The organism is Citrobacter sp. Ce119, from assembly GCF_030334525.1.
GTDB classification, from domain to species: Bacteria; Pseudomonadota; Gammaproteobacteria; order Enterobacterales; family Enterobacteriaceae; genus Citrobacter; species Citrobacter europaeus.
This window is the reverse complement of sequence record NZ_JAOWDR010000039.1, coordinates 45,552-64,317: the sequence shown is the minus strand read 5'-3', so window position 1 is coordinate 64,317 and position 18,766 is coordinate 45,552. Positions and strand designations below refer to the sequence as shown.

The window sequence follows — 18,766 nt, the reverse complement described above, 5'->3', positions numbered from 1 at the left end:
GCAATGAGACAACCATTACCGGGGGAAGACGCCGTGAGCGCTGAAAATGAACTGGATATCCGTGGGTTGTTTCGTACCTTGTGGGCAGGGAAGGTGTGGATCGTCGGTATGGCTCTCGCCTTCGCGATAGTGGCTCTCGCCTATACATTTTTTGCTCGTCAGGAGTGGAGTGCAACAGCGATTACTGACAGGCCAACGGTCAATATGTTGGGGGGGTTTTACTCTCAACAACAGTTTTTACGTAACCTGGATATAAAGGCCAGTCTCGCATCTGCCGACCAACCGTCGGTAATGGATGAAGCCTATAAAGAATTCATCATGCAGCTTGCTTCCTGGGATACACGCCGAGAATTCTGGCAGCAGACTGATTATTACAAGCAACGTATGGTCGGTAACAGCAAAGCCGATGCGGCGATGCTGGATGAACTGATCAATAACATTCAGTTTTTGCCTGGCGATGCGCTGCGTAACACCAATGACAGCGTGAAGCTGATTGCCGAGACGGCGCCGGATGCCAACAATCTGCTGCGCCAGTACGTGGCGTTTGCCAGCCAGCGCGCGGCACGTCATCTTAACGATGAGTTAAAAGGCGCATGGGCCGCACGCACGGTGCAAATGAAAGCGCAGGTTAAACGCCAGGAAGAAGTAGCAAAATCCATTTTCTCTCGCCGCGTCCACAGCATTGAACAAGCGCTTAAAATTGCCGAGCAGCATAATATTTCGCGTACTTCCACAGATGTTCCAGCTGATGAGTTGCCAGATTCAGAATTGTTCTTACTCGGACGTCCTATGTTGCAGGCTCGACTCGAGAATTTGCAGTCAATTGGTCCGGATTTCGATCTGGACTATTTTCAGAACAGAGCCATGCTGAACACCCTGAATGTCGGGCCAACTTTAGATCCCCGTTTTCAGACCTATCGTTATTTGAGGACGCCGGAAGAACCGGTAAAACGTGACAGCCCTCGTCGCGCCTTCCTGATGATTATGTGGGGTATTGTCGGGGCTCTGATCGGTGCTGGTGTCGCGTTAACACGTCGCCGTCCGATTTAGCAATGCCGTTGCAGTGAGGGGCTGGGCCCTCGCTGCCAATCCGAAGAGAATCGATGTGAAAGTACTGACTGTATTTGGCACGCGACCGGAGGCCATTAAGATGGCTCCTCTGGTTCATGCGCTGGAAAAAGATCCTGATTTTGAGGCGAAAGTTTGCGTCACGGCGCAGCATCGGGAGATGCTCGATCAGGTGTTGAATCTCTTTTCCATTGTACCTGACTACGATCTCAATATTATGCAGCCAGGTCAGGGATTAACCGAAATAACCTGCCGCATTCTGGAAGGGTTAAAGCCAATTCTGGCTGATTTTAAACCTGATGTAGTGTTGGTTCATGGTGATACCACAACCACCATTGCCGCCAGTCTGGCCGCGTTCTATCAGCGCATACCGGTGGGGCATGTAGAGGCTGGTTTACGTACAGGTGACCTCTTTTCACCATGGCCGGAAGAGGCGAACCGCACGCTGACCGGGCGTCTGGCGATGTATCATTTTGCCCCGACAGAAAATTCGCGCCAAAATCTGTTGCGGGAAGCTATTCCTGACGATCGTATTTTCGTCACGGGTAATACGGTTATTGATGCGTTGATCTGGGTTCGGGATCGTGTACTGGGCAATGAGACGCTGCGTGCGGAGCTGGCTGAGCGTTATCCTTTCCTGGATGCTGATAAAAAGATGATCCTCGTTACCGGTCACCGTCGGGAAAGCTTTGGTCGCGGTTTTGAGCAAATCTGCCATGCCCTGGCGGAGATAGCCGCATCTAACCAGAATGTGCAGATTGTCTATCCGGTACACCTGAACCCTAACGTCAGCGAGCCGGTCAATCGCATCCTGGGTCACGTTGAAAACGTGGTTTTAATCGAACCGCAGGACTACCTGCCATTCGTCTGGCTTATGAATCACGCCTGGCTGATCCTTACCGATTCCGGCGGGATTCAGGAAGAAGCGCCGTCTCTGGGAAAACCCGTGCTGGTAATGCGTGAGACAACGGAGCGCCCGGAAGCGATAACCGCAGGAACAGTGCGTCTGGTGGGGACTGACCCGCAGCGTATTGTCGAAGAAGTCACGCGTTTGCTGCAAGACGACGATGAATATCAGACCATGAGCCGTGCCCATAATCCGTATGGTGACGGGCAGGCATGTGACCGCATTTTACACGCGTTAAAAAATAATCGGATATCGCTATGAGTTTTACGACCATTTCTGTCATTGGGCTGGGTTATATCGGACTGCCAACGGCGGCTGCCTTTGCTTCCCGTCAAAAACATGTGATTGGCGTAGATGTAAACCAGCATGCGGTGGATACCATTAATCGCGGTGAAATTCACATCGTTGAGCCCGATCTGGGTGCGGTGGTGAAAACGGCGGTCGAAGATGGATTTCTGCGTGCAACCACGACACCCGTAGACGCTGATGCGTATCTGATTGCGGTACCTACCCCGTTCAAGGGAGATCATGAACCCGATATGGTCTATGTAGAAGCCGCGGCTAAATCTATTGCGCCAGTACTGAAAAAAGGTGCGTTGGTGATTCTGGAATCCACTTCACCTGTCGGGGCAACTGAACAGATGGCCGCATGGCTGGCTGAAATGCGTCCTGACCTGACTTTTCCGCAGCAGGTCGGTGAACAAGCAGATATTAACATTGCTTATTGCCCAGAGCGCGTGCTGCCGGGCCAGGTAATGGTCGAACTGATTAAAAATGACCGCGTAATTGGTGGAATGACCTCCGTCTGTTCCGCGCGGGCCAGTGAGCTGTACAACATCTTTCTCGAAGGTGAATGTGTGGTAACCAACGCCCGCACCGCCGAAATGTGTAAGCTGACGGAAAATAGCTTCCGCGACGTTAATATTGCTTTCGCCAATGAACTGTCGCTGATTTGCGCCGACCAGGGGATCAACGTCTGGGAGCTTATTCGCCTGGCAAACCGCCATCCGCGCGTGAATATTTTGCAACCCGGCCCCGGCGTGGGTGGACACTGTATCGCGGTCGATCCGTGGTTTATCGTGGCGCAGAATCCGCAGCAGGCGAAATTGATCCGTACCGCGCGTGAGGTAAACGATGGTAAGCCTCATTGGGTGGTCGATCGGGTGAAGGCTGCCGTAGCTGACTGTCTGGCGGAGACCAATAAACGGGCCAGCGAAGTGAAAATTGCCTGTTTCGGTCTGGCATTCAAACCCAATATTGATGATTTGCGTGAAAGCCCGGCGATGGGAATTGCGCAAAACATCGCGCAATGGCACAAAGGCGAAACGCTGGTGGTGGAACCGAACATCCATCAACTGCCGAAAAAACTGGATGGTCTTTGCCAACTGGCGGCGCTGGACGATGCGTTGGCAAGTGCCGATGTGTTGGTCATGTTGGTTGACCATAATGAATTTAAAGCCATCAAAGGCGATGAGGTTCAACAGCAGTACATCGTTGATACCAAAGGGGTTTGGCGATAATGAAACGAATTCTTGTTACTGGCGGAGCGGGATTTATCGGCTCGGCGGTTGTGCGGCATATCATTCATGATACCGAGGATGCGGTGGTTGTGGTCGATAAGCTGACCTACGCCGGAAACCTGATGTCGCTGGAGCCAGTTGCGCAGAATGACCGTTTTGCCTTTGAGAAAGTGGATATTTGCGATCGGGCATCGCTCGACAGGGTGTTTCAACACTATCAGCCGGACTGCGTGATGCATCTGGCTGCTGAAAGCCATGTCGATCGCTCAATCGACGGTCCGGCTGCCTTTATCGAAACCAACATTGTGGGAACCTACACGCTGTTGGAAGCGGCGCGCGCTTACTGGAACGCATTGGCCAGCGAGAAAAAATTGGCGTTTCGTTTCCACCATATTTCGACTGACGAGGTATATGGCGATCTCCATTCCATAGATGATTTCTTCACCGAAACCACGCCGTATGCGCCAAGCAGCCCTTATTCCGCATCGAAAGCCAGCAGCGATCATCTTGTCCGCGCCTGGCTGCGTACCTACGGTCTGCCAACGCTGATTACCAATTGTTCTAACAACTATGGTCCGTACCATTTCCCGGAAAAACTGATTCCGCTAATGATCCTCAACGCACTGGCGGGGAAACCGTTGCCGGTGTACGGCAATGGTCAACAGATCCGTGACTGGTTGTATGTAGAAGATCACGCCAGGGCGCTCTATTGCGTGGCGACGGCGGGCGTGGTTGGAGAAACCTATAATATTGGTGGTCATAACGAGCGTAAAAACCTGGATGTCGTCGAAACAGTTTGCAGCCTGCTGGAAGAGCTGGCGCCGCATAAACCGCAGGGCATTGCACAGTACCGCGATTTGATCGCTTTTGTGGACGATCGCCCTGGCCATGATTTGCGTTACGCCATTGACGCTTCAAAAATTGCGCGTGAACTAGGTTGGATGCCGCAGGAAACGTTTGAAAGCGGAATGCGCAAAACCGTGCAGTGGTATCTGGATAATCAGGCATGGTGGAAACCCGTGCAGGACGGCAGTTACCAGGGTGAACGTTTAGGTCTGAAGGGCTAACAGCCTGGTTTTGGCTCCCGGAGGAGACAACGCATGAAAGGTATCATTCTGGCGGGTGGCTCAGGTACTCGCCTGTATCCCATTACGCGTGGCGTATCGAAGCAGCTATTGCCCATTTACGATAAGCCGATGATTTACTACCCGCTATCAGTACTAATGCTGGCGGGAATTCGCGAAATTCTGATTATCACTACACCGGAAGATAAAGGCTATTTCCAGCGTCTGCTGGGTGATGGGTCTGAGTTCGGCATTGAACTGCACTATGCTGAGCAGCCGAGCCCGGATGGATTAGCGCAGGCTTTTATTATCGGTGAAACGTTTCTCAACGGTGAACCATCGTGCCTGGTGCTAGGGGACAACATCTTCTTTGGTCAGGGATTCAGTCCAAAACTGCGTCATGTCGCTGCCAGAACGCAAGGCGCGACGGTGTTTGGTTATCAGGTAATGGACCCTGAGCGATTTGGTGTGGTTGAGTTTGATGACAATTTTCGCGCAGTCTCTCTGGAAGAGAAGCCGAAAGTACCAAAGTCCAACTGGGCGGTGACCGGGCTCTATTTCTATGACAGCAAAGTGGTGGAATACGCAAAACGCGTGAAACCTTCTGAGCGTGGGGAACTGGAGATTACGTCTATCAACCAAATGTATCTTGATGACGGACATCTGACGGTCGAATTGCTTGGGCGTGGCTTTGCCTGGCTGGATACCGGTACGCATGACAGTTTGATCGAAGCGAGCACGTTTGTGCAGACGGTGGAGAAACGTCAGGGCTTTAAAATAGCCTGTCTGGAAGAAATCGCCTGGCGTAACGGCTGGCTGGATGACGAAGGCGTGAAGCGTGCCGCCAGTTCGCTGGCCAAAACGGGTTATGGTCAATATCTGCTGGAGCTGCTCCGTGCTCGTCCGCGCCAGTATTGAACCGCTTAGCTGGGAAAATACGTTCTTTGGCGTCAATAGCGCCATTGTCCGTTTTGACCAACGCGCGCCTGTTCTGACCACGGATGCATTGCTGCCCTGGTCGCGGGTACAGGCAAAAATACCTGCCGGTAATACCCAGGAATTAGACGCCCTGCAGCAGTTGGGCTTTTCACTGGTCGAAGGTGAAGTGGATTTTGTACTGCCGGTAACGCGTGCCAGTGGCGACCCCGGCGCGCAGGTCGCGCAATCTTCGGATATCCCTGCATTACGCTATCTGGCAGGACAGGCGTTTGTGCTAAGTCGTTTTCGCGCGCCGTGGTATGCCGCTGATGCCAGCGCGCGTTTTTACGCGCAGTGGATTGAAAATGCAGTACTGGGCACGTTTGACCATCAGTGTCTCGTTTTTCGTACGCCGACAGGGGAGATTCGTGGCTATGTCTCGCTGCGTGAACTGAATGCGACCGAGGCGAGAATTGGCCTGCTGGCCGGGCGTGGCGCGGGTGCAGAACTGATGCAGGCGGCGCTTTGCTGGGCACAGGCTCGCGGAAAAACAACATTGCGTGTGGCGACCCAAATGGGCAACACCGCCGCGCTTAAACGTTACATACACAGTGGTGCGAATGTGGAAAGCACCGCGTATTGGTTATACAGGTGACATGATGATTCCATTTAACGCACCGCCGGTGGTGGGAACTGAACTCGATTACATGCAGTCCGCAATGAACAGCGGCAAACTGTGTGGTGACGGTGGCTTTACCCGCCGCTGTCAGCAGTGGCTGGAGCAGCATTTTGGCAGCGAGAAAGTGCTGCTGACGCCGTCCTGCACCGCATCGCTTGAGATGGCGGCATTGCTGCTGGATATCCAGCCTGGCGATGAAGTTATTATGCCGAGCTACACGTTTGTTTCCACGGCTAATGCCTTCGTTCTGCGCGGCGCGAAAATTGTCTTTGTTGATCTCCGCCCGGATACCATGAATATTGACGAAACGTTGATTGAAGCGGCGATCACCGACAAAACCCGCGTTATTGTGCCGGTACATTACGCGGGCGTGGCCTGTGAAATGGATACCATTATGGCGCTGGCCGATAAACATAACCTGTATGTGGTGGAAGATGCGGCTCAGGGCGTCATGTCGACTTACAAAGGTCGTGCGCTGGGGACGATTGGCCACATCGGCTGCTTTAGCTTCCATGAGACCAAAAACTATACCGCAGGCGGTGAAGGTGGCGCGACGCTGATTAATGATAAAAAATTAGTCGAACGTGCAGAGATCATCCGTGAAAAAGGGACGAATCGCAGTCAGTTTTTTCGCGGGCAGGTCGATAAGTATACCTGGCGTGATATCGGATCCAGCTATCTGATGTCCGATCTGCAGGCCGCTTATCTGTGGGCGCAGCTGGAAGCAGCGGACCGTATTAACCAGCAGCGTCTGGCACTGTGGCAAAAGTATTACGATGCCCTCGAGCCGCTGGCGCGCGCCGGGCGCATTGATCTGCCTTCTGTCCCGGAAAACTGCGTGCAGAATGCCCATATGTTTTACATCAAGCTGCGTGATATCGACGATCGCACTGCGTTGATTAACTTCCTGAAAGAAGCTGAAATTATGGCGGTATTCCACTATATCCCGCTGCATGATTGCCCGGCTGGCGATAAATTTGGCGTGTTCTCCGGTGTTGATCGTTACACCACCAAAGAGAGCGAGCGCCTGCTGCGTTTACCGCTGTTCTACAATCTGTCGCCGGTGAACCAACGTACCGTCATTACGACCTTACTCAACTATTTCGCCTAATATGTCGCTTGCAAAAGCGTCCTTATGGACGGCGGCCAGTACGCTGGTAAAAATCGGTGCAGGTTTGCTGGTCGTGAAGCTGCTGGCGGTGTCGTTTGGCCCGGCAGGCGTGGGGCAGGCGGGTAACTTCCGCCAGATGGTCACCGTGCTTGGCGTGTTGGCGGGAGCCGGCATTTTCAATGGCGTCACGAAATACGTTGCGCAGCATCATGACGATCCGACCCGGCTCCGTAAGGTGGTCGGTACATCTTCCGCGATGGTGCTGGGATTCTCTACGCTGATGGCGGTGATTTTCCTGCTGGCGGCCGCGCCTATCAGTCAGGGGTTATTTGGTCATACACATTACCAGGGGCTGGTTAGGCTGGTTGCGCTGGTGCAGATGGGTATTGCCTGGGCGAACCTGCTGCTGGCACTGATGAAGGGCTTCCGCGATGCGGCGGGTAACGCGCTGTCGTTGATTGTGGGGAGCCTGGTGGGCGTGGCGGCTTATTATGGCTGTTATCGCCTGGGAGGATATGAAGGCGCCTTGCTGGGTCTGGCACTGGTACCTGCGCTGGTTGTTATCCCTGCCGCTATTATGCTGGTTAAGCGCGGGGCGATCCCCCTGCATTATCTGAAGCCCTCGTGGGACAATGGTCTGGCAGGACAGTTGAGCAAGTTTACGCTGATGGCGTTGATAACTTCCGTAACGCTGCCTGTGGCATACGTGATGATGCGAAATCTGCTGGCGGCGCAGTATAGCTGGGATGATGTGGGGATCTGGCAGGGGGTGAGCAGTATTTCAGATGCTTATCTGCAATTTATCACCGCCTCATTCAGCGTTTACTTGCTGCCAACGTTGTCGCGTTTGACCGAAAAGCGCGACATTACACGCGAGGTGATCAAGTCGTTAAAGTTTGTGTTACCGGCGGTTGCCGCCGCGAGCCTTACCGTCTGGCTCCTGCGCGATTTTGCGATCTGGCTGCTTTTCTCCGCTAAATTTACCGCCATGCGCGACCTGTTCGCCTGGCAACTGGTCGGCGATGTGCTGAAAGTCGGCGCCTACGTTTTTGGTTATCTGGTAATCGCGAGAGCGTCACTGCGGTTTTATATTTTGGCTGAAATTAGCCAGTTCGTATTGTTGACGGCGTTTGCCCATTGGCTGATCCCTGTACACGGCGCGTTGGGCGCGGCGCAGGCTTACATGGCAACGTACATTGTCTATTTTTCTCTTTGTTGTGGCGTGTTTTTACTCTGGCGTAGGCGGGCATGACTGTACTGATTCACGTTCTGGGATCGGATATCCCTCACCATAACCAAACCGTGCTGCGGTTTTTCAACGACTCGCTGGCCGCAACGAGCGAGCACGCACGCACGTTTATGGTTGCAGGCCAGGATACGGGGTTCAGTGAGAGCTGCCCGGCATTATCGCTGAGTTTCTACGACGGGAAAAAGGCGTTGGCTGAAGCGGTTATTGCGAAGGCGAAAGCGGATCGCCAACAGCGATTTTTCTTCCACGGTCAGTTCAACATCAGCTTGTGGTTAGCGTTGCTGAGTGGGGGGATTAAATCAGAGCAGTTTTACTGGCATATCTGGGGGGCGGATTTATATGAAGTCTCCAGTGGACTGAAATTCCGCCTGTTTTACCCGATTCGACGTATGGCGCAGAATCGCGTGGGATGCGTGTTTGCCACGCGGGGTGATCTACACTATTTCGCCGAACAACACCCGCGTGTGCGTGGTGAGTTGCTCTATTTCCCAACGCGGATGGATCCGTCGCTCAATAATATGAGCAGTGAGTGCCCACGCAGCGGCAAAATGACGGTGCTGGTTGGTAACTCTGGCGATCGTAGTAATGAGCATGTTGCCGCGCTACGCGCCGTGCATCAGCAGTTCGGCGACACGGTGAATGTGATCGTGCCGATGGGTTATCCTGCCAATAATACCGCCTACATCGACGAGGTTCGCCAGGCGGGCCTGGCATTGTTTAGCGCTGATAATCTGCAAATTTTAAGCGAAAAGTTGGAATTTGATGCCTATCTGGCATTATTGCGTCAGTGTGATTTGGGTTACTTTATTTTTGCCCGCCAGCAAGGGATCGGAACCCTGTGTTTGCTGATCCAGGCAGGCATTCCGTGCGTGCTCAACCGAGAAAATCCCTTCTGGCAGGATATGGTGGAACAGAATCTCCCGGTATTATTTACCACTGATGAACTCAATGAAGGCGTTGTACGCGAAGCGCAGCGCCAGTTAGCATCGGTAGATAAAAATACAATCACCTTTTTTAGCCCGAATTATCTGCAGCCATGGCATAACGCGCTGCGCGTTGCTTCAGGAGAAATCGTATGAGCCTGATGCAATTCAGCGGTCTGCTGGTGGTCTGGCTGCTCTCCACCTTGTTTATCGCCACGCTGACCTGGTTTGAATTCCGTCGCGTGCGCTTTAACTTCAATGTTTTCTTCTCGTTGCTGTTTTTGCTGACGTTTTTCTTTGGGTTCCCGCTGACCAGCATCCTGGTGTTCCGCTTTGATGTGGCAGTCGCTCCGCCGGAGATCCTGCTGCAGGCTCTGCTATCAGCTGCCTGTTTCTATGCCGTCTACTACGTGACGTATAAAACGCGTCTGCGCAAGCGAGTAGAGAATAAGCCGCGCAGGCCGCTGTTTACCATCAATCGTGTTGAAGCCCATTTGACCTGGATTATCCTGATGGCGATTGCGCTGGTGAGCGTGGGCATCTTCTTTATGCACAACGGGTTCCTGTTGTTCAGACTGCAATCCTATAGCCAGATTTTTTCCAGTGAAGTCTCTGGGGTCGCTTTGAAGCGTTTCTTCTACTTCTTCATTCCGGCAATGCTGGTGGTCTATTTCCTGCGTCAGGACAGCAAAGCGTGGTTGTTCTTCCTGGTGAGCACCGTCGCGTTTGGTTTACTGACCTATATGATTGTGGGCGGAACACGCGCCAATATCATTATCGCGTTTGCCATTTTCCTGTTTATCGGCATCATTCGCGGCTGGATTTCACTGTGGATGCTGGCCGCCGCGGGCGTACTGGGTATCATCGGGATGTTCTGGCTGGCGCTGAAGCGCTACGGGATGAACGTGAGCGGTGACGAGGCGTTCTATACTTTCCTGTATCTCACGCGTGACACCTTCTCGCCGTGGGAGAATCTGGCGCTGTTGCTGCAGAACTACAACAATATTGAGTTCCAGGGGCTGGCGCCGATTGTCCGTGACTTCTACGTCTTTATCCCCTCCTGGCTGTGGCCAGGGCGGCCGAGTATTGTACTCAATTCAGCGAATTACTTTACCTGGGAAGTGTTGAACAACCACTCGGGTCTGGCGATCTCGCCGACGTTAATTGGCTCGCTGGTGGTGATGGGCGGGGCGTTTTTTATACCGTTAGGCGCGATTGTCGTCGGGTTAATCATCAAATGGTTTGATTGGCTGTATGAATTAGGTAACCGAGAAACTAATCGCTATAAGTCGGCGATTTTGCACAGTTTCTGTTTCGGTGCCATTTTTAATATGATCGTTTTGGCACGTGAAGGGTTAGATTCGTTTGTCTCACGAGTGGTCTTTTTCCTCGTGATTTTCGGTGTCTGTCTGCTGGTGGCAAAATTGTTATTCTGGCTGTTTGATAGTGCGGGACTCATTCATAAGCGAATAAAGTCGGTGCCCCGGACACAGGTTGAAGGATCGTAATGACGGATAATAATACTGCGCCGCTGTATTCACTGCGTGGATTACAACTGATTGGCTGGCGTGATATGCAGCATGCGCTGAATTACCTGTTTGCAGAGGGGCATCTCAGACGGGGAACGCTGGTGGCTATTAATGCTGAGAAAATGCTGACAGCGGAGGATAACCCAGAGATCCGCACACTGATTGATGCTGCTGAATTTAAATATGCAGATGGAATTAGCGTTGTGCGCTCCTTGGGTAAAAAATACCCGCAGGCGCAGGTATCACGCGTGGCGGGGGCCGATCTTTGGGAAGCGCTGATGGCGCGAGCCGGGCAGGAAGGAACGCCTGTTTTCCTGATTGGCGGCAAGCCTGAAGTTCTGGCGCAAACTGAAGCCAAACTACGTGCTCAGTGGCGCGTGAACATTGTGGGTAGCCAGGACGGTTATTTTACGCCGGAGCAGCGTCAGGCGTTATTTGAGCGTATCCACGCCAGCGGCGCGCAATTTGTGACGGTGGCGATGGGCTCGCCGAAACAAGAGATCTTTATGCGTGATTGCCGGAAGATTCATCCCGACGCACTGTATATGGGCGTCGGGGGGACCTACGACGTCTTTACCGGTCATGTGAAGCGTGCGCCTAAAATCTGGCAAAATCTGGGGCTGGAGTGGCTGTATCGTTTACTGTCACAGCCAAGCCGTATCTCTCGTCAACTTCGCTTATTACGCTATCTCCGCTGGCACTATACCGGCAACCTCTGACACCCTCTCTCCTCTGATAAGTAGCGTTATCTGCTAATTACGCTACTTATTCACAACATTATCGCTGCTTTCTCGCACAATCTATTTATTTTTTGAATGCTTTAATTGCCATTTAAGCGATTTTAGGAAACCATTCGCAACAATCATTGCAGTGCCGCGGTGTTTTTAGCGCCAACCGTTATGCGGTCGGTGCCGTATGGCCTGTGATGGAATAACAAGATGTACCCATAACGAGAACCGGTAGTACCGGACAATATGCAAACACAACAAGAGGATTTATGGCCGAGAACAAACCTGAGCTTCAGCGTGGGCTGGAGGCTCGTCACATCGAATTAATTGCCCTTGGGGGCACTATTGGCGTTGGGCTGTTTATGGGGGCCGCCAGTACCCTGAAATGGGCGGGACCTTCGGTCTTGCTGGCGTATATCGTCGCCGGGCTGTTCGTCTTTTTCATTATGCGTTCTATGGGAGAGATGTTGTTCCTCGAGCCGGTTGCCGGTTCATTCGCTGTTTACGCCCATCGTTATATGAGCCCCTTCTTTGGCTATCTCACCGCCTGGTCATACTGGTTTATGTGGATGGCGGTGGGGATATCAGAGATTACCGCCATCGGGGTGTACGTTCAGTTCTGGTTCCCAGAGATGGCGCAATGGATACCCGCACTGATTGCTGTCGGACTGGTTGCGTTGGCAAACCTCGCCGCAGTTCGTCTGTATGGTGAAATTGAGTTCTGGTTTGCCATGATCAAAGTGACCACTATCATTGTGATGATCGTCATTGGATTAGGGGTGATTTTTTTCGGCTTTGGCAACGGTGGTCAGGCAATCGGCTTTGGCAACCTGACCGAGCACGGTGGCTTCTTTGCCGGCGGCTGGAAGGGTTTCCTGACGGCATTGTGTATTGTTGTGGCGTCTTACCAGGGCGTAGAGCTGATCGGTATTACTGCGGGTGAAGCGAAGAATCCGCAGGTCACTCTGCGAAGCGCGGTGGGTAAAGTACTGTGGCGTATCCTGATTTTCTACGTTGGCGCGATTTTTGTTATCGTCACTATTTTCCCGTGGAATGAGATTGGCAGCAACGGTAGCCCGTTTGTTCTGACCTTTGCCAAGATTGGTATCACCGCCGCAGCGGGGATTATTAACTTTGTGGTGCTGACGGCGGCGCTATCTGGCTGTAACAGCGGCATGTACAGCTGTGGGCGGATGCTCTACGCGTTGGCAAAGAATCGCCAGCTTCCTGCCGTTGTTGGAAAAGTATCTCGTCATGGCGTACCGGTTGCTGGTGTGGCTATTTCTATCGCGATCCTGCTGATTGGTTCGTGCCTGAACTACATCATTCCCAACCCGCAGCGTGTGTTTGTGTATGTTTATAGCGCCAGCGTGCTGCCGGGGATGGTGCCGTGGTTTGTGATCCTGATAAGCCAGCTGCGTTTCCGTCAGGCGCATAAAGCGGCGATCGCCAGTCATCCTTTCCGCTCGATTTTGTTCCCGTGGGCGAATTATTTGACGATGGCGTTCCTGATTTGCGTATTAATCGGCATGTATTTTAATGAAGATACCCGAATGTCGCTGTTTGTTGGCATTATCTTCTTACTGGCCGTGACGCTCATTTATAAGGTTTTTGGTCTGAATCGTCATGGTGCAGCCCATAAATTGCGGGAATAAGCGACAAAACGCACAAACCATGACCAAACGATAATTTATTTTAAAAAAGCACTAGACAGAAGACCGAGACCTCCGTAATATCCAGCCCCGCAACGGCGCTAAGCGCCCGTAGCTCAGCTGGATAGAGCGCTGCCCTCCGGAGGCAGAGGTCTCAGGTTCGAATCCTGTCGGGCGCACCATTAAGTTAGGTGCCGGAGCTGCGGTGGTTTTAATACCGCGTAAAAGATTTGCAGTGGTGGCTATAGCTCAGTTGGTAGAGCCCTGGATTGTGATTCCAGTTGTCGTGGGTTCGAATCCCATTAGCCACCCCATTAATTTAAAGTTGTGAAATGCGAAGGTGGCGGAATTGGTAGACGCGCTAGCTTCAGGTGTTAGTGTCCTTAGGATGTGGGGGTTCGAGTCCCCCCCCTCGCACCACGACTTAAAGAATTGAACTAAAAATTCAAAAAGCAGTAAAACGGCGAGTAGCGCAGCTTGGTAGCGCAACTGGTTTGGGACCAGTGGGTCGGAGGTTCGAATCCTCTCTCGCCGACCAATTTTGAACCCCGCTTCGGCGGGGTTTTTTGTTTTCTGATTTCCCCTTCTCAGCCTTTATTCCCGCGAATTACCTGATGTCTTAAAAAGTCCGGATCCATGGTTTTTGCAGTGCAATCGTGGCATGCCTTGTGCAATAATATGCAGGTAGATGCTCATTCCATCTCTTATGTTCGCCATCTGGCCTCATAAACTCAGGAATGATGCAGAGCCGTTTACGGTGCTTATCGTCCACAGACAGATGTCGCATCTTATATGCTAAATCATTCATGATGTGTCGAGACGGCCAGCACGGGAATCCCCCGGAGCTTACAAAGGTAAGTGACAGGGGTGAGCGTGTGCAGCCAACGAAGAGACAGCGTGAAGGATGAAGCATATAGCCTCATCAAACACCATGGACATAACGTTGAGTGAAGCACCCATTTATGTTGTCATACAGACCTGTTTAACGCCTGCTCCAAAAGAGCGGGCGTTTTTTTATGCATCTTGAATGATTTTGTGTATACGATTGCCCGGTAAGCGAAAGCGCCACCGGGCATTCAGGAGTTACTGCGGGGAGTTGTTGTTCTGCAGCGTCAACATCAGGCCATCACGACGCATGGTGGCGGCTTCTTCCGGCTGATGCAGTCTGTCCAGCGCGTCAGCAAGCCAGGCGTAGTCATAGGCATCCGGGCGCTGCTTGAGGGCTGCACGGAAGGCGAGCGTGGCTTCCTGCCATTCGCCGTGCTTCATTAGCGACTGACCCAGCGTGCTCCACAGCAACGGGCGATCGCCGACGGCTTTAATCTGCTGGCGCAGCACTTTTTCTATCTGTTCCGGATTATTGGTTTTCAGGCGCGGGATCGGCAGCACCAGGCGATCGTCATACTGGCGTTTCAGACCATCAATGATGACCTGCTGCGCCGTATCGTGATCGTCACACTCAATCAGATGTTCAGCCATCGCCACCTGCAGGGCAACCTGGTGACGGGTTTTACGGTTCTGGTTTTTCCACCATGCGCGTAGCCCTTCGCTGCCCTGATCGGCGCGAACCTGATCCATCAGACCAACCCATGCCTGTTGTTCCAGCATAGCGCGGTGCTCGTCATCACCCACGCGCGCTTTCGCCATGGATGGAATGATATCCAGTAGCGAACTCCATGCGCCGGTACGAATGTAGGCCTGTTCAGCCAGACGCAGCACTTCCGGATGACGTGGCGTCACTTCCAGCAGTTTATCTACACTGTGGCGCGCGGCGTGATTTTCATTACGCGCCAGCTGTAGGCGAACGCGAGCGATTTCTACCGGGATCGTATCATTTCCAGCCAGTTCAGCAGCACGCTCAAGGTGTTGGTTGGCGCGAGCTTCGTCACCGCGCTGCTGAGCCGCTTCTGCCGCCAGCAGGTAATTCACTATCGGCTGTTCTGCGTGATCGGCGTTTTTCGACATCAGCTTTTCAACCTGCTGATAATCGCCTTCTGCCAGCTTGAGCAGCGCCTGCTCGGTTTGCTTACGGGCGCGACGACGCTTCCGACCGACAAACCATCCGCGGGTATGCGCGCCTGTGCGGAAAATTCGGCGCAGTAGCCATTCAATCGCGAACAGGACGACCATGGCGACGATCAGGATGATCACCAGGCCCGTCACGCTGGTTTCAATATTGTAATTATCCGTCTGGATCAGCACGTAGCCCTGATGACCGGCAATCATCGGACCGACAACGATCCCGGCGATCAACAGCACAAAGAGCAATAATACTTTTAGCATCATTATTCTCCTTGCGGCGCAGTTGCCGGAGCGTCTGCTGCAGGTGCAGGTGCAGGTGCAGGTGCAGGTGCTGTGGCGGGTTGTGCCAGTAAATTACGTACGCGGGTCTGCATTAACTTGTCGAGAAGAGCCTGGCTTTGCAGCGTATCCGGTACGTCCATGCTGATGCTTTGTTGGCTCAGCTGGTCTACTTCTTCCAGGAAAGCTTTCGTTGCTGCATCGTCAGTGTCGTAGTAGGCGCGCACCCAGGTGGAGACGTTTTCCAGCGCCTGGCGATATGTTTCTTCCTGATGACGTGGCACGGCCTGGGCGGCTACTAACAAGCGGGAACGGATGTTTTCCCGTAAGTACACGTCCTGGTTTGGTGCCAGCAGCGGGACGGCGGTTTCATCACGACGGCGAACGGTGATAAAGCTGTCCATAAAGTTCTGCCAGCTTTTTTGCAGATTGACGCGCCATTCGCTGATCGAGCTGGAAAGCTCGCTGCTGTCGGAATCCATCGGCGAATCGTCGGTGTCGTTGTCGGCCAGACGCAGGTTATCGATCTGGTTAGATAGCTGATTCACTTTCAGGATAATGCCGTCATAGTCGACCTGAGTCACCGCGGAGAGGCTCGCGATATCGTCGGTAATCGCGCGACGGGCGGCGATCAGGCTCGGATCGTTCATATCCGCAAGGCTGGCGTCAGCGCTTTTCAGCAGCGCTGCGGCGGTAGTAACGTCCTGATCGCTCCATAATTTGCGACCGGCCAGTTTCACCAGAAAATCAGCCTGCGCCAGTAGCCATGTCCCGGCATCGCTGCCGGAGATAGTGGCGACCTTTTGCTGGACTTCGTCAAGCTGTTTGACCAGCGCGGCCTGCTGGCGTGTGGCTTCATCCAGCTGCGTTGCCTGCTGTTTAATGATGCCTTCCAGCTCAGCTTTTTGACTCTCTTGCGCTTTTTGCAGCGCCGTCAGCTGGTTCGCCAGCGCATCGCTGGTTGCCGTCTGCGTTGTTGCCTGCTGTTTCCCCCAGCCATACAGCCCAACGCCTGCTGCCAGAGCAATAGCAATCGCCACAGCGCTCAGAATCAGCGCCGTGCTGCTCTTACTCTTTTTTTCAGTATTGACTGGCTGTGACGTGGTTTCCACGGCCTCCCTGGTCTCTTCAACCACGGCGGAGGATTTTTCTTGTTCCGTCATTATGGCATCCCATTATGAGAGTTATTGTAATGCGCGTAGTAGCGCATCGTTGTCGGCGTTATCAGCGACCTTAATATCTTGCCAGCCCAGTTCCCGGGCGAGGTGCGCCAGACGCTCACTGACGACCAGCAGCCGACAGCGTAGTAACCAGTGCTCACGATACCACTGCGGAATGAGCGACCAGAGCTGTTGTAGCATCTCTCCACTGGTAACAACCACCGTGGTCACGCCACGAGATTGCCAGCGCATCGCTTCTTCTGCACCATCGTAATATTTTGCACTGCGTTGATAACATTCACAAAAATCGACATCAGCTCCGCGTGCTGTCAGGGTTTCACCTATCAGCTCACGGCCACCGTTGCCGCGTAATATAAGCGCGCGTTTTCCCGCAATATTTTGTAATTCAGGTAATTGTAGCAAGACTTCGCTAATTTCCCGATCCAGAGGGTAGTGAATATTGAAACCGCTAACGGTGTGCAGCGCCAGCGCCGTTGTGCGGCCAATGGCAAAATAACCCGGAAGTGAGGGCCAGCTTTTCCTCTGCTGCTGAAGCTCAGCATCTGCAAAGGTAACGGCATGCTGCGAAAGGGCGAAGACCAGATCGTTCTCCGTCAGCGCTGACAGTCGGGAAGCAAGCGTTGCCAGTTCCCGACCCGGTGAAAACTCGATGAGCGGAAAACTCCAGGCCACCTGCCCCAGTGCGCGCAGACGGCTCACTAACTCTTCCCCTGCGGGAGACGGGCGGGTGACCAGAATACTCATGCGGGGGCTTCTCCGTTGTAAACTTCAGCCAGAATGGCGCGTGCACCGTTCTCCAGTAGCTCTTCAGCCAGAGAGATGCCCATTTGTTCAGCAGTCTGCGCCGCACCGCGACGCTCTCCGCATACCATCTGCGAACCGTCAGGCGCGCCGACCAGCGCCCGCAGCCAAATCTCACCGTCGATGAGTTCCGCATAACTGCCGATCGGGACCTGACAGCCCCCTTCCAGGCGGGTGTTCATCGCGCGTTCGGCTTTAACGCGTAGGGCGGTCTCTTCATGATTGAGCGGCGCTAACAGCGCCTGAGTGCGCATATCATCCAGTCGGCATTCTATGCCTACTGCGCCTTGCCCGACAGCGGGCAGGGAGACTTCCGGCGGCAGAGCGGTACGGACTCGCGACTCAAGACCTAAACGTTTTAGTCCGGCGACCGCCAGAATAATAGCGTCATAATCGCCGTTATCCAGTTTGCCGAGACGGGTGCCTACGTTGCCGCGCAGCGAACGGATGACGAGATCCGGGCGTCGCTTTGCCAACTGGCACTGGCGACGCAAACTGGATGTCCCGACGATGCTGCCCGCGGGGAGTTCATCCAGCGTGTTGTACTTATTTGAGACGAAAGCATCACGCGGATCCTCTCGCTCGCAAATGGTCACCAGTCCAAGGCCGTCAGGGAATTCAACCGGCACATCCTTCATGGAATGCACGGCGATATCGGCGCGTTTTTCCAGCAGTGCGACTTCCAGCTCTTTAACAAACAACCCTTTCCCTCCAACCTTCGCCAGCGGGGTATCAAGGATCACATCGCCACGGGTTACCATAGGAACCAGTTCCACGATCAGACCGGGGTGGTTTGCCATTAAGGCGTCTTTGACATAATGTGCCTGCCAGAGCGCAAGGGGGCTTTGGCGTGTGGCAATTCTCAAAACATTGTCTAACATGCTTGTTACCGTCATTATCAATCATTGACCATCCTAACATCCTTATCAAAGGGATGTCAGCGTTACGCTCAAACGTAAGTGAGAGGAAAAAGGCGCTGCATCATCACTGGCAGTGAATAATGACGAGAAACCTCCCGACCGTATGAAGGAATTTACACGTAACGAACGGTGCTACACTTGTATGTAGCGCATCTTTCTTTACGGTCAATGAGCAAGGTGTTAAATTGATCACGTTTTAGACCATTTTTTCGGCT

General features: G+C 53.2%; 16 protein-coding genes and 4 tRNA genes. 16 read left to right on the top strand and 4 right to left on the bottom strand.

Going from position 1 to position 18,766, the window contains the following annotated elements; genetic code table 11:
* Positions 1-3: 3 nt before the first annotated feature.
* From wzzE to OGV80_RS03835, 16 genes are all read left to right on the top strand, one after another.
* Positions 4-1,050 (top strand): ECA polysaccharide chain length modulation protein, encoded by a 1,047-nt coding sequence (gene wzzE, locus OGV80_RS03910; protein WP_043018972.1) that lies wholly within the window; start codon positions 4-6, stop codon positions 1,048-1,050.
* 55 nt (positions 1,051-1,105) lie between these two features.
* Entirely contained in the window at positions 1,106-2,236 is a 1,131-nt protein-coding gene (wecB, locus tag OGV80_RS03905) for a non-hydrolyzing UDP-N-acetylglucosamine 2-epimerase (protein WP_043018973.1), read from the top strand.
* The gene (wecC, locus tag OGV80_RS03900; protein ID WP_043018974.1) at positions 2,233-3,495 is read left to right on the top strand and encodes a UDP-N-acetyl-D-mannosamine dehydrogenase; all 1,263 of its coding nucleotides are present in this window, start codon (positions 2,233-2,235) and stop codon (positions 3,493-3,495) included. Before wecB ends, wecC begins: the two co-directional genes overlap by 4 nt.
* Positions 3,495-4,562, top strand: a complete 1,068-nt coding sequence (gene rffG, locus OGV80_RS03895) for a dTDP-glucose 4,6-dehydratase (RefSeq protein ID WP_043018975.1) — start codon at positions 3,495-3,497, stop codon at positions 4,560-4,562. Before wecC ends, rffG begins: the two co-directional genes overlap by 1 nt.
* 33 nt (positions 4,563-4,595) lie before the next feature.
* Positions 4,596-5,477: a glucose-1-phosphate thymidylyltransferase RfbA gene (rfbA, locus tag OGV80_RS03890; RefSeq protein ID WP_043018976.1), complete on the top strand. Its 882-nt coding sequence runs from the start codon at positions 4,596-4,598 to the stop codon at positions 5,475-5,477.
* Entirely contained in the window at positions 5,455-6,132 is a 678-nt protein-coding gene (rffC, locus tag OGV80_RS03885) for a dTDP-4-amino-4,6-dideoxy-D-galactose acyltransferase (protein ID WP_087052399.1), read from the top strand. Before rfbA ends, rffC begins: the two co-directional genes overlap by 23 nt.
* Positions 6,133-6,136: 4 nt before the next feature.
* Complete coding sequence (gene rffA / locus OGV80_RS03880; RefSeq protein ID WP_047413319.1) at positions 6,137-7,267, top strand: dTDP-4-amino-4,6-dideoxygalactose transaminase; 1,131 nt, start codon at positions 6,137-6,139, stop codon at positions 7,265-7,267.
* A gap of 1 nt (position 7,268) precedes the next feature.
* Entirely contained in the window at positions 7,269-8,519 is a 1,251-nt protein-coding gene (gene wzxE / locus OGV80_RS03875; protein WP_087052398.1) for a lipid III flippase WzxE, read from the top strand.
* Positions 8,516-9,595 (top strand): TDP-N-acetylfucosamine:lipid II N-acetylfucosaminyltransferase, encoded by a 1,080-nt coding sequence (locus OGV80_RS03870; protein ID WP_043018979.1) that lies wholly within the window; start codon positions 8,516-8,518, stop codon positions 9,593-9,595. The genes wzxE and OGV80_RS03870 overlap by 4 nt, the downstream gene beginning before the upstream one ends.
* Complete coding sequence (wzyE, locus tag OGV80_RS03865; protein WP_043018980.1) at positions 9,592-10,947, top strand: ECA oligosaccharide polymerase; 1,356 nt, start codon at positions 9,592-9,594, stop codon at positions 10,945-10,947. Before OGV80_RS03870 ends, wzyE begins: the two co-directional genes overlap by 4 nt.
* Entirely contained in the window at positions 10,947-11,687 is a 741-nt protein-coding gene (gene wecG / locus OGV80_RS03860; protein WP_047407609.1) for a lipopolysaccharide N-acetylmannosaminouronosyltransferase, read from the top strand. The genes wzyE and wecG overlap by 1 nt, the downstream gene beginning before the upstream one ends.
* 278 nt (positions 11,688-11,965) lie before the next feature.
* Positions 11,966-13,351, top strand: coding sequence for a bifunctional threonine/serine APC transporter ThrP (thrP, locus tag OGV80_RS03855; RefSeq protein ID WP_043018982.1), 1,386 nt, complete (start codon positions 11,966-11,968; stop codon positions 13,349-13,351).
* 102 nt (positions 13,352-13,453) lie between these two features.
* A tRNA-Arg gene (locus tag OGV80_RS03850) sits at positions 13,454-13,530 on the top strand.
* Between the two features lie 56 nt (positions 13,531-13,586).
* Positions 13,587-13,662 (top strand) — tRNA-His (locus OGV80_RS03845).
* Between the two features lie 20 nt (positions 13,663-13,682).
* Positions 13,683-13,768 (top strand) — tRNA-Leu (locus OGV80_RS03840).
* A 41-nt stretch (positions 13,769-13,809) separates the two neighbouring features.
* A tRNA-Pro gene (locus tag OGV80_RS03835) sits at positions 13,810-13,886 on the top strand.
* A 545-nt stretch (positions 13,887-14,431) separates the two neighbouring features.
* Here OGV80_RS03835 and hemY read toward each other — a convergent pair.
* Genes hemY through hemC form a run of 4 tightly spaced genes read right to left on the bottom strand, consistent with a single transcriptional unit; the run spans position 14,432 to position 18,512 of the window.
* Positions 14,432-15,631, bottom strand: coding sequence for a protoheme IX biogenesis protein HemY (gene hemY, locus OGV80_RS03830; protein ID WP_087052397.1), 1,200 nt, complete (start codon positions 15,629-15,631; stop codon positions 14,432-14,434).
* Positions 15,632-15,633: 2 nt separating this feature from the next.
* Positions 15,634-16,812, bottom strand: a complete 1,179-nt coding sequence (hemX, locus tag OGV80_RS03825; RefSeq protein WP_087052396.1) for a uroporphyrinogen-III C-methyltransferase — start codon at positions 16,810-16,812, stop codon at positions 15,634-15,636.
* Between the two features lie 21 nt (positions 16,813-16,833).
* Positions 16,834-17,574: a uroporphyrinogen-III synthase gene (gene hemD / locus OGV80_RS03820; RefSeq protein WP_043018985.1), complete on the bottom strand. Its 741-nt coding sequence runs from the start codon at positions 17,572-17,574 to the stop codon at positions 16,834-16,836.
* Positions 17,571-18,512: a hydroxymethylbilane synthase gene (hemC, locus tag OGV80_RS03815; RefSeq protein WP_043018986.1), complete on the bottom strand. Its 942-nt coding sequence runs from the start codon at positions 18,510-18,512 to the stop codon at positions 17,571-17,573. Before hemC ends, hemD begins: the two co-directional genes overlap by 4 nt.
* Between the last annotated feature and the right edge of the window lie 254 nt (positions 18,513-18,766).